The organism is Halorhodospira sp. 9621 (genome assembly GCF_022228055.1).
Lineage (GTDB): Bacteria > Pseudomonadota > Gammaproteobacteria > Nitrococcales > Halorhodospiraceae > Halorhodospira > Halorhodospira halophila_A.
In genome coordinates, this window is record NZ_JAJNRD010000012.1 from 1 (window position 1) to 11,640 (window position 11,640).

The 11,640-nt window shown below is 66.3% G+C and carries 9 protein-coding genes; 4 read left to right on the top strand and 5 right to left on the bottom strand.

Annotation, left to right across the window (positions count from 1 at the left end):
* The first annotated feature begins 447 nt into the window (after positions 1–447).
* Positions 448–1,500: a glycosyltransferase gene (locus LRF89_RS07325; protein ID WP_238634414.1), complete on the top strand. Its 1,053-nt coding sequence runs from the start codon at positions 448–450 to the stop codon at positions 1,498–1,500.
* 399 nt (positions 1,501–1,899) lie between these two features.
* Here the strand turns inward: LRF89_RS07325 and LRF89_RS07330 are convergent, their stop codons facing one another.
* Entirely contained in the window at positions 1,900–2,781 is an 882-nt protein-coding gene (locus tag LRF89_RS07330; RefSeq protein ID WP_201242179.1) for an ATP-binding protein, read from the bottom strand.
* Positions 2,782–2,844: 63 nt separating this feature from the next.
* Here LRF89_RS07330 and LRF89_RS07335 point away from each other — a divergent pair, with 63 nt between their 5' ends.
* Positions 2,845–4,773 (top strand): ABC-F family ATP-binding cassette domain-containing protein, encoded by a 1,929-nt coding sequence (locus LRF89_RS07335; RefSeq protein ID WP_238636855.1) that lies wholly within the window; start codon positions 2,845–2,847, stop codon positions 4,771–4,773.
* Positions 4,774–4,838: 65 nt separating this feature from the next.
* On the opposite strand, the gene LRF89_RS07340 is transcribed toward LRF89_RS07335, so the two are convergent.
* On the bottom strand, positions 4,839–5,399 hold the full coding sequence (locus LRF89_RS07340; protein ID WP_238632499.1) for a hypothetical protein: 561 nt from the start codon (positions 5,397–5,399) through the stop codon (positions 4,839–4,841).
* Positions 5,400–5,569: 170 nt separating this feature from the next.
* Positions 5,570–6,439, bottom strand: a complete 870-nt coding sequence (locus LRF89_RS07345; protein ID WP_201171089.1) for a LysR substrate-binding domain-containing protein — start codon at positions 6,437–6,439, stop codon at positions 5,570–5,572.
* Positions 6,440–6,584: 145 nt separating this feature from the next.
* Between LRF89_RS07345 and LRF89_RS07350 the strand changes: the two genes are divergently transcribed.
* The gene (locus LRF89_RS07350; RefSeq protein ID WP_238636856.1) at positions 6,585–7,520 is read left to right on the top strand and encodes a DMT family transporter; all 936 of its coding nucleotides are present in this window, start codon (positions 6,585–6,587) and stop codon (positions 7,518–7,520) included.
* Here the strand turns inward: LRF89_RS07350 and LRF89_RS07355 are convergent.
* Positions 7,418–8,929, bottom strand: coding sequence for an SDR family oxidoreductase (locus LRF89_RS07355; protein WP_238636844.1), 1,512 nt, complete (start codon positions 8,927–8,929; stop codon positions 7,418–7,420). The genes LRF89_RS07350 and LRF89_RS07355 overlap by 103 nt on opposite strands.
* 126 nt (positions 8,930–9,055) lie before the next feature.
* Between LRF89_RS07355 and LRF89_RS07360 the strand changes: the two genes are divergently transcribed.
* A complete protein-coding gene (locus tag LRF89_RS07360; RefSeq protein WP_201171082.1) occupies positions 9,056–9,622 on the top strand; it encodes a lipocalin family protein in 567 nt (188 codons plus the stop codon).
* Between the two features lie 34 nt (positions 9,623–9,656).
* On the opposite strand, the gene LRF89_RS07365 is transcribed toward LRF89_RS07360, so the two are convergent.
* On the bottom strand, positions 9,657–11,561 hold the full coding sequence (locus tag LRF89_RS07365; protein WP_238636845.1) for an ATP-binding protein: 1,905 nt from the start codon (positions 11,559–11,561) through the stop codon (positions 9,657–9,659).
* Positions 11,562–11,640: the final 79 nt, after the last annotated feature.

Sequence of the window (11,640 nt, forward strand, 5' to 3'; positions counted from 1 at the left end):
CCGCCCTCCGGGGGCGCTAACGAAATCTGCATGGGTGACGGCCTCATCAGGTCACGCCGCGGTGGCCCGAGATGTTGTGCGATAGGGTAAGGCCGACAGATGGCTGAGTTTGCCCTAGATCAGGACACCTGCGAGGCAGTCCGGATGGGCTATATTGCCCCCTGGGAGGCGGGAGGGGCGTATGGCAACTATCGACAAGCGCTTCAGGCGCTGGCTGGCGGGGGCCACCGCGAGGGCCGTCGTAGATCCGCAAGCTGTCCAGAATCCAGGCCGACGCGCGGAGATGGGCACGGCAGCGGGAGCCCGGGGTGGACACCGGCTCCTGCCCCGACGTGACCGCGGGCATTTCTGCCCTCTGCGCAAGCTCAAGCAGTCGTACGAGGAGAGTCCTGGTCTAGTCCACAAGTAGAGGTATGACCAGTCAGCTCGCGACGATTAGGAGCTACAATGCGCATCCTTTTTGCCACTCACCATAAATACCCTCCTGAAATCTTCGGCGGGCTTGGCGTCAACACACACCGTCTTGCATGCGGACTTCTCGAGCGCGGGCACCACGTGGCCGTGGTCGCGGGGTTGAAAGGTGTTGGTCGCACCGGGTTAAGCGCACGACTCAGGATGAAGCTCTTACGGGACCCATCGCCTCAGGATCGACGCATGGGTTACCCCGTTTGGAGAAGTTGGAATCCTGCTACCGTGGTCGAGAAGCTTTCCGCAAAGTTCAAGCCCGACGTCGCCGTACTACAAGGCGGTGCACATTTCGCGCCCATGCTGCAATCACTGCTGTGCCTGGGGATTCCTGTGGTGGCCTATCTCCACACATCCGACCGTCTTCCAATGCAGCATGATGCCCCCAAGCCGCCACGTCTTTCCTTCTTGGCCAACTCAAGTTACACCGCGTCGCTGCACGGCGATAAATATGTGTCGAGAATCATCCCTCCCTTGGTCCATCCCGAGGACTATCAAACCGAGACGGATCGCTCCTCGGCGATCTTCGTGAACCCGGCAGGCTACAAGGGACTGGACATCGTTCTGGCGCTAGCGCGGGCACGCCCGGACGTGTCCTTCCTTTTCATCGTGAACAGCATGCGCAAGTCCCTTGACATCAGCGGGTTTCACAACATTCGCGTTATCGCCCCCGTTGAAGACATGAGAAAGGTGTATGGCAGGGCGAGAGTCGTGCTGGCGCCCAGCAAGGAGGAAACCTGGGGGCGTATTGCGACCGAAGCGCATGTCAACGGTATCCCCCTTTTAGCTAGCAATGCCGGGGGGTTGCCCGAGGCCGTTGGGCCAGGCGGGATTTGCCTACCGTTCAAGGCGCCCACGGCGGAGTGGGTGCGGGCCTTTTCCCGTCTGTGGGACGACCCGGCTACCTACGCTCATTTTTCGAGGGCTGCTCAGCGTTATTCGCAAAGGAAAGAGATACAGCCTGAATACCTCATTCGAGCCTTTGAGGCCCACTTGGATTCGCTCGTGAAGCCCAGTGATAACCATTGGCAGTGATCTCGTTGTCGATCCGTTCCGCGGTGTGGAGGTCCGTGCTGGGCAAGATCATCCCTTCTGGTGCTGACTATCGGAGTCCGCAGCGCCTGACTGAGGTTTCAGATTTCGGGGCTTCTCTACGGCCGGCAGTGCGCCCGCCGTCGCGGGCCGCTTCCCCATCCCCAGCCGCCTCGCAGCCGGCGCAGTGCGCCGCTGGGCCGAAGGCAGCGCGTCGCGTTTATAGTGTGTTGGATATTATGGACGCTACACACAACAGCGATATGGCGAGGAGGTCTTCGGCATGGCGATCACCACTGAGCAGGTCCACGCCGCCGCCGATGCCATCACCGCGCGAGGAGAGCGCCCGAAGAAGGGGGGATCACGTCCTTAAAGCCCGGCCCGTAAGGGCCGGGCTTTTTTTTACGGGTGGTGCTCGCCCAGGCCCTGACGGCCGACCCAGTCGCGGGCGAACTGCCAGGCCACCCGTCCGCTGCGCGAGCCGCGATCCAGGGCGTAGGCCAGTGCCGCCTGGCGGGTCGTCTCGGTGTCGCCATCGATCCTCCCGCCCAGATACTCGATCCAGCCACGGACGATCTCCAGGTAGCGTTCTTGGGCAAAAGGGTGGAAGGAGAGGCGTACGCCGAAGCGCTCGGACAATGAGATGCGTTCCTCGACCCCGTCGCCGTGATGGAGCTCGCCCCCGCTGAGGTGCGCCTGGCGATTGTCCGCCATGTGCTCGGGGACCAAATGCCGTCGATTGGATGTGGCGTAGAGCAGGGCGTTTTCGGCGCTGGAGGTCAGGGAGCCGTCCAGCACCGCCTTGAGGGCGCGGTAGTGCTGGTCGCTCGCGTCGAAAGAGAGATCATCGCAGAAGATGATGAACCGTTCGGGGCGTTGGCCGAGCAGCGGCAGCAAGCCGGGTAGATCGGTCAGGTGCTCGGGCTCGATCGCGATCAGGCGCAGGCCCTGCTCGGCGTAGGCGGTGTGCAGGGCCTGAATCAGTGACGATTTGCCGGTGCCGCGTGCCCCCCAGAGTAGCGCGTTGTTCGCTGGCAGCCCGGCCAGGTGCTGCCGGGTATTGCGGACCAGGGTCTCTTTCTGGCGCTCGATGCCCCGCAGGTGACGGAGTTCGACCCGCGTCGCGGCGGGGATGGGTTCCAGCCAGCCCTGGCCGGCGCGCCGGCGCCAACGAAAGGCGGTGGCCGCGTCCCAGTCTGGCGCCGCCTCGGCGGGCGGGAGAAGGGGTTCGATGCGTTCGAGGAGTTGCTCGGCGCGGTCGAGGAATTGTTCGAGGCGGTCCATGACCCTCCCTTTCTCGTTGGCGTTGCACGCTTGAGTCCTGGTTCAGTTGTTACCATGGCGATCATGATCCGCTTTCACGATATCACCCTGCGCCGCGGTCCAGAGCCCCTCCTGGAAGGGGCGAGTGCCGCCATCGACCCGGGGCACAAGATCGGGTTGATCGGTGCCAACGGCTCGGGCAAGAGCACCCTGCTGGCTCTGCTTCGCGGTGAGCTGGCCACGGATCGCGGCGAAGTCGAATACCCCGGGGGGTGGCGGATCGCCTCGATGGCACAGGAGACTCCGGCGCTCGAGCGCGCGGCGGTGGACTTTGTCCTCGATGGGGATGCGGTTCTGCGCGCGGCAGAGCAGGAGGTGGCCGCCGCCGGGCGCGCGGGGGACGGGCACCGGATCGCGTCCGCGCATGCCCGGTTCGAGGCGGCGGATGGCTACAGCGCGCGGGCGCGGGCCGAAGAATTGCTGCACGGCCTCGGGTTCGCCCCCGCAGATTCGCAGCGGCCGGTATCGGCGTTCTCCGGCGGCTGGCGGGTGCGGCTGAGCCTGGCCCAGGCACTGATGACGCCGTCGGATCTGCTGTTGCTCGACGAGCCGACCAACCACCTCGATCTGGAGGCGGTTCTTTGGCTCGAGCAATGGCTTCGCGAGTACACCGGGACGCTGTTGCTGATCTCCCACGACCGGGCGTTGCTCGATCGGGTCGTCGACGGGGTGCTGCACATCGAGCAGCGCCGACTCACCCTCTACAGCGGCGGCTACAGCGATTTCGAGCGCCAGCGGGCCGAGCGCCTCGCCCGGCAGCAGGCGCTTTACGAGAAGCAGCAGCGTGAAATCGCGCACATGCAGCGGTTTATCGATCGCTTCCGGGCCAAGGCGAGCAAGGCTCGGGCCGCCCAGAGCCGGATCAAGGCGCTGGAACGTATGGAGCGGGTTGCACCGGCATACGCAGATTCGCCCTTCGAGTTCGGGTTTAGCGACACGCCTGCCGTGGCCAACCCCTTGATCATGCTGGATGGGGTAGATCTGGGATATGCCGCCGACCCCGTCCTGCGCGGGGTGGCCCTAAGTCTGGCGAAACAGGAGCGCGTTGGCCTGCTGGGACCCAATGGCGCCGGCAAGTCGACGCTGGTGCGTGCCCTTGCCGGCGAGCTGGCCCCGCTGGCTGGCGAGATGGTGCAGGCGTCGGGCCTGCGGGTCGGCTACTTCGCCCAACATCAACTGGAGCAGCTGGATCCCGAGGCCAGTCCACTGGAGCATCTTCAGCGCCTTTCGCCGGAGGCCTCGCCCCAGCGGCTGCGGGATTTCCTGGGTGGTTTCGCCTTTGTCGGGGATCAGGCTACCGCCGCGGTGGCGCCGCTCTCCGGTGGCGAGAAGGCCCGGCTGGTGCTGGCGCTGCTGGTCTGGCAACAGCCGAACCTGCTGCTGCTCGACGAGCCGACCAACCACCTCGATCTGGAGATGCGCCACGCACTCACCCGGGCCCTGCAAGGGTTCACCGGGGCGGTGGTGGTGGTTTCCCACGATCGCAGCCTGCTGGGGGCAACGGTTGAGCGCTACTGGCTGGTCGCCGATGGCGGTGTTCGGGGCTTCGATGGCGATCTGGACGACTACCACCGCTGGCTGCTCGAGCGGCGCCGTGGGGGAGACGGACCACGACGAGGTGACGGGCGTGGTGCCCGGGAAGCCACCCCGGAAGCCGCCCATACTGCCGAGCAGCGCAAGGCGCAGCGGCGCCGGCAGGCTCAGCAGCGCGCGGCACTGAAGCCGTTGCGCGAGCGCGCCGAGCAACTGCTCGAGCGCATCGAGGCGTGCGATCAGGCGCTGGCTCGTTTGGAGGCGCAGCTTGCCGATCCGGAACTCTACAGCGGCGACAACGAGGCCCTGACCTGGCTTCTGCAGGAGCAGGGTCGGCTGCAGCGTGAGCGGGATGCGCTGGAAGCGCAGTGGATCGAGGCGGAGGAGGCGGTCGAGGCCGCTCAGGCCGCGGGTCAGTAGCTGTCGTGAAGCGGATGTCAGGCGGGGGTGCCGGCCGGGCGCTGGCTACCCGGCCGGCCAGGGGGTCAGGCGCTCAGGTCGCTACGGATCTGCTCGCGGACCCGGTGGATCCAGACCAGCGCCGCGATGATCAGCGCTGCGCCGAGGCCCAGCACGGCGGCCTGCTCCGGATTGCTGAGCAGCTCCATCTGTTTGCCCGGGGCGAGGTCCGTCAGCACCTTGCGGCTGGCGTCGTCGGCGGTGGCACAGAACTGCGCGAAGGCGAACCCGACGTAGACGACCACGGTGCCCAGAAAGCCTACTAGCGCCGCCTGCCGGATTCGTTCGGACTGCTGGTAGCCACGTTCATAGTCCCAGTAGCCCAGCGCCGTGCGCTGGAACTCGAACTCTGCGGCGCGCAGCTTGTTGCCGATCTTCTCGTAAAGGAAGAAGGCAATGCCGATCAGCACTGCGGCGATGGCCACCCACGGGCTCACCGCCAGGTGCTCGCTCCAGAACTGCTCCACCAGGTAGGCGGTGACGAAGTGCGCCACCAAGAGGATCGCCAGAACGCTGCCCCAAAGCAGCGGGATCCGGCGATTGGTGTAGATCCGTAGCGCTTCGATAATCTCTTCGTTGCGTTTCATAAGCCAATCCTTTCCGTTGTCCGCTCCGGTGCGTGGGGCGAGGGCGCCCGGGGCTTCGCGCGGAGCAATCCGCTAGCAGCGCGGCATTAACCTACTCGCCGGTGTCTGCGGCTGCAAGCAGTCGAGGCGTTTTTCTGCATCCGAGGTATCGGTTTTTCTAACAGTGTCGGTCAGCCGTGGCTGACGTTGCCGAGTCGTTCCTGGAGCGTGTTGAACAACTGGCGTGCCGGCTCGCTGGGCCGCCCGGCGCCACGGTGGAGGGCCAGCTCGATGCTGGGCAGTTCCGGTAGCCCCGTCTCCTGTCCCAGTGTGCGCAGATCCGGATCGAGCATCGAAGGGGTGAGAACCGTCACGGCCAGCCCGGAGCGGACTGCCGCGCGCAGCCCGGCCAGGCTGGTACTGGTATAGGCAATGCGCCAGGGGAAGTCGGCGGCCTCCAGGGCTTCGACGGCTTGCTCGCGGAAGGTGCACACGCCCTGGCGGGAGAGGGCGAGCGGGAGTGGTTCGCGCTCCTCGGCGGCGTACGCCGCCGCTGCCGCCCAGACGAGGGGCTCGCGGCGCAGGACCTCGCCGCCCGGGCTTTTCGGTTGCCTGGTAACGACGGCCAGGTCCAGCTGGCCCGCCTGGACCTGCTCGATCAGGTCAACGCTCAGGCCGCCACTGACTTCGAGCTCGATGCCGGGGTAGCGGGCCTCGAAATCGCTCAGGCTCTCCGGCAGGAACATGATGTAGTCGTCGGGGATTCCCAGCCGAACCCGTCCCTCCATGCGCTCCTCCTGAAGCTCCTGCCAGGCGAGGGCATTTTGCTGCAATAGCCGACGCGCGTGGGCGAGCAGTCGTTCGCCCTTGGTGGTTGTCGCCAGCTTGCGCTGGTCGCGGCGCAGAAGGCGGTGGCCGGCCAACTCCTCCAGGCGGGTAATGTGAGCGCTGACAGTGGATTGGGCAAGGTGCAGCTGTTCGCCGGCGGCCGTGAAGCCGCCTTGTTCAACGACCGCGACGAAGGTCTGGAGCAGCGTTAGATCGAGGATGCGTGTCTTCATGAGCGATCGAGCAACGTGATCGGTTGATTACGAAGATTCGTTTGGAAGATCGAATGATGAGCCCTATATTACGCGGCTCGTTCAGGTCCATCAAAAGGTTAGAGGAGGTCATGCGTTGCTGAACCGTGCGCTGCTTTCGGGTCTTGTGGCTGGTGTTTTTTCGGTAAGCCTGTGGGGCAGTCTGCCGTTGTTGCGCCAACTTACCGAGTTGCCGGCCATGATGACGACGGTAGTGGCCCTGATGGCGGCCGCTGCGGTCGCTTGGTGTTCGGCAATTTTGGTGCGTGAGCCGCACGGCCGAATGCCGGACCCGGATCTGAGCTACTGGCTCGGCGGCGTGCTCTCGCTTGTGGCAGCGCTCTACCTCTACTTCGCCGCGCTGGCCTGGGGGGAGCCAGCACGCGTGACGTTGGTCACGTACCTGTGGCCAGTGGTGTTCGTGCTTGTCGCCAATTGGTTGGCCGGGCGCGGGGTTCAGCCCCGGGTGCTCGTCGGGATGGTCGTGGCGTTTGTCGGCGTGGCGCCGCTGATCCTGGGAGACGCGCCTGCCGGGGCGGAGACTCCGTTGGTCGCTTACGTCTTCGGGGTGATCAGTGGTTGTGCTTGGGCGGCGTTCTCGGTCTACCTCACGCAGGCGGGCTCGATCCCGTTCCGCGGCTATGCGCGAATGTTCGCCCAGGCGGCGCTCATCGCCGTGGTGCTCCAGCTCCTGCTTGGTGAGAGCGTCAGTGCACCTCAGGGTACGGACTGGCTGGCGGCCGCCCTGATCGGCGTGGGTCCGTACGGGATTGCGTTCATGACCTGGGGGCTCGCCCTGCGCAAGGGTCCCACCGGGCTGCTCGGTGTGCTGACCTACATGGTCCCGGTCATCTCGGCGGTCCTGCTGGTTCTCACCGGCTTTACCGAGCCGGAGCCGGCTCTGCTGATCGCGGGCCTGGCCGTGGTCGGCGGTGCGCTGCTGGCGCAGAGCGCCGAGGGTCAGTCCGAGTCGGGTGCCGCCGAGCGGGACCCGGACGCAGTGGAAGAAGCCTCAGCCCGCCGGGCGATGGATCGGGCCAGCCCCGAGAATATGAGGGAGTGAGCTGGGGCTAGGGCGTACCAGTAGAGTAGGCCCCAGACCCCGGCCGGGTGCCAGTGGTTGGCCACCGTGATTTCGGTGCCGCCCCCGGTTCGCGGCGTGAGCTCGATCTCTAGTACGCCGGAGCCGGGGGCGCGCATGCCGAACCACAGGGTCATCCGCCGCTCCGGTTCCAGTTCGATAACCCGCCAAGAGTCGATCATGTCGCCCACGCGTAGCTCCGTCGGGTGGCGTCGGCCATAGTTCCTGCCCGGTCCGCCTACCAGCCAGTCCAGGGTCTCGCGGATTTTCCACAGCGCGTTGGCGTAGTAGTAGCGGTTCTCGCCCCCGATGGCGGTGACCACGGGCCAGACGGCATCGGGCTCCGCGGTGGTGACGGCGGAGCCGTGGGCCTTTTTGGCGTAGTAGCTGTAGTCGATCCGGTAGTTGCGGAACATGAAGGCGCCCTCGGTCCAGCGGGCCGCCACGGACCGCTCGCGCTCGGCGCGGAAGACGTCGCGCACGGCGCCGCGGAAGTCCCGCAGCTGCTGGGGTACCAGGCGGCAGATCTCGCTGTCATCGGCCCGGTAGTCCTCACGCAGCCCCTCGATCAGGGCTCTGGCGATCGGTGTGGGGACGGCGGTGACGAGGCGCAGCCAATAGGAGGAGAGCTTCGGAGTCAGCAAGGGGACCGGGATCACTTTCGGGGGGCGCCGTCCCGCCTCCTCGGCGAGGATGCGCATCATCTGGGCGTAGGTCAGGTGTTCCGGGCCGGCGACGTCCAGAATGGCTCCGGCGGTTTCCTCGCACTGCGGTGCCCGACGCAGGTACTCAAGAAGATCCTGCAGCGCAATGGGCGGCGACTGCGCAAAGACCCAGCGCGGCGTGACCATGATCGGGAGGTGGAGCACTAGGTCGCGCATGATCTCGAACGCCGCCGACCCAGGTCCAACGATGATGCCGGCCCGCAGCTCGGTCACCGGCACGGATCCTTCGCGCAGGGTATCGCCGGTCTGTCGCCGCGAAAGGATGTGCGCGGAACTCGCCGACTCGGGCACCAGTCCACCGAGGTAGACGATTCGACGCACCCCGGCCTCCGCGGCGGCAGCCGCGAAGTTGCGGGCCGCCTCGACATCCAGGGTCCCGAAGGCCTTGCCGGCGCCCATGGAGTGGACCAGGTAGTAGGCCACGTCCGCACCCTGCAGGGCCGGTACTAGGGTCTCGGGCTTGAGGGCGTCGGCAGCGACCAGTTCGGCCCCTTCCCACTCGCGGGCTTCGAGCACCTCGCGGTTGCGGGCAACCGCCCGCACCCGGCAGCCGGCTTCGAGCAGTTCGGCGACCAGGTGGGAGCCGATATAGCCGCTGGCGCCGAAAACCACGTAACGCGAGGAGTTGTTCGCCGCGGAGTCGTGCTGCGGATGGTCCGTGTCCATGATCCTGCTCTTCCCCTGCGTCTGGTCTCCTATCCAGTAGGATGACGAATCAGGGCGATAAGTTCATCGGTTGATTCCGGGCTGTGACACCATGACCCGGTGATGCGGTCGAAGGAGGGGGCGTTGATGGCAAGGGTCCTGGGGCGTTGTCTGCGTGGAGCCGGGGTGTTGCTGCTGCTTGCAGGGGCGCTTTCGATAGCCGGAGGGTGTACCGGACTGCCCGCGGGGGTGGATCCCGTCGATGGGTTCGAGGCGGAGCGGTTTACGGGGCAGTGGTATTCCATCAAACGGCTCGATCATCGCTTCGAGCGGGGCCTGACCGACGTCAGCGCGGAATACTGGATCCGCGAGGACGGGCGCCTCGGCGTACGCAACCGCGGGTACGATCCCAGCGATGAGCAGTGGCAGGAGATTGAGGGTACCGCGCGGTTCCAGGGCGAACCGGATGTGGCCAGCCTGACGGTGACCTTCACATGGCCCATCCGCGGCGGCTACCACGTCATCGCGCTGGATAAGGACGCGTATGAGTGGGCGATGGTCTCCGGTCCGACCCGTGGGTACCTGTGGATCCTCTCCCGGGAGCCGGAACTCGATGAGCAGATTCTGGAAGAGTTGGTCGGCCGGGCCGAGGCGCTGGGGTTCGATGTCGAGGAGCTCCAGCGGGTGGAGCACGGCACGGCGCCATCGGGGTGAGCGGCGGCGGCTGCGGATCCGGCCACTGGCCGGCTCATCGCGGGGCGAATCGGGCGATCAGCGCATCCAGGTCGGCCAGTCGAAACGGCTTGAGCAGGTAGCCGTCCAAGGTGCCATCCGCGGTTTCCAGCGTCTCGTTGGCCGCATCGGCACTCAGCGCCACCACAGGGAGTCGGCACAGCTCGGGATCCGCGCGAAGGGCGCGCAGCACCTCGCGGCCATGCATGTCGGGCAGGTGCATGTCCAGAAGCACCAGATCGGGCTGACACTGCCGGATGCGCGCCAAGCCCTCGGCGCCGGTCCAGGCCTCATCCAATTCGACCCCCGTTTTGCGGCGGATCAGACCGCGGACGACCATCATGTTCAGCTCGTTATCCTCGATGTAGCAGATGCGCATGGGCGCTGCGGGCCTCGTCTCATCGAGGCGCAGGGGGATCTCCGCGCTTGACGGGGAGGGCTCGTTGAGGTGGTGGGGCAGGGTTAGTCGCATGGTGGTCCCGCGTTCCGGGGCGGTGGTGAGCAGGTTCAGGTCGCCGCTCATCATCCGGGCTAGGCGCCGCGACAGCGATAGACCAATGCCACTGCCTTCGATGGAACCGGCCTCGCGTCCGAGCCGCTCGAACGGCTCGAACAGGCGTTCGCGTCGGGCATGGGGGATGCCGCTGCCCGTGTCCGCGACATCGATATGTACGCCGTGCTCGGCGGCGGACCAGGAGACGCTGATCGTGCCCCCCGGGCGGTTGTACTTGATGGCGTTGGAGAGCAGGTTGAGCAGGATCTGGCGGCTGCGGACCGGGTCCGCTCGGGCCCAGGGGGCCGGTTCGGCAGTGTCCTGGCAGTCCACGAAGAGCCCGCGGCGCCGCGCCTGCTCGCCGATCATCGCCAAGCTGTTGCGCACGAGGGCGTCGACGGCCAGCGGCTCGGCGTGAACAGCCAGTTGACCCGCCTCGATCTGCGCGAAGTCGATGACGTCGCCGATCAGATCGCGCAGGTGCCAGCCCGCCGACAGGATCTGGTCAAGGTGGTGATCCCGGTCTGCGGACGCTTCAGGCGGGGTGTGGTGGAGCAGCTGAGCGAAGCCAGTAATGGCGTTCAGCGGGGTGCGCAGCTCGTGGCTCATGGCGGCGAGGAATTCCGATTTGGCCCGGCTGGCTCGTTCGGCGCGCTCGCGGGCCTGGCGCAGATCCTCGTTCAGTTGAGCCATCTCCGCTTCGCCCTGCTTGCGCTGGGTGATGTCGCGGAAGTAGACCGCCAGCCCCTCTTCGGAGGGGTAGGCCCGCGCCTCAAACCAGGTCTCGACCGGCGCGAAGTAGGCCTCGAAGACCACTGGATCCCGCTTGGCCATGGCATGGCGGTAATTTGCCTCGAACGCGGTGCCCAGCGCTTCAGGGAAGACCTCCCAGGCCACGCGGCCGAGGATCTGCTCGCGCCGGCAGTTGAGTTGGCGTTCCGCCTCGCGGTTGAGATAGGTGAAACGCCAGGCTGGATCGACCAGGAAGAAGGCGTCGGTGATGCTCTCCAGCGTGGTCTCCAGGCGCTGTGACAGGCGCCGGGCCTGACGTTCGGCGGCCTTGATGTCGGTCAGATCCTGCAGCGCGCCGCGCAGGCCCAGGATGTTGCCGTAGTCGTCCATCAGCGGTTTGCCCAGCTTGCGGACATGGAGCCGGCGGCCGCTGGTGGTGAGGATATCGACATCGACCTGGAAGGGGCGGGCATGGTGGAGGGCGGCGTGGGTGGCTCGGGTGACCGTGGCCCGATGCTCGGGCGGGTAGAGGCCGAGTCCGGTGCGCAGGTTCAGGGGGCGGTCCGGGGGCAGTTCGAGGAGTCGTCGGGTCTCCATGGACAGGTGGATGACCTGTGTGGAGCGGTCGAGCATCCAGCCACCGATCGCGGTGGTCGCCTGCGCGACCTCGAGGAGGGTTTGCTGATCGGTCACCATGGCGTTGAGCCTTCCCTAGCTGCGGCAGCTTGTCCCTCATCCATACCGTGTAAGGGTGTCCGGTGGCAACCCTCATTGT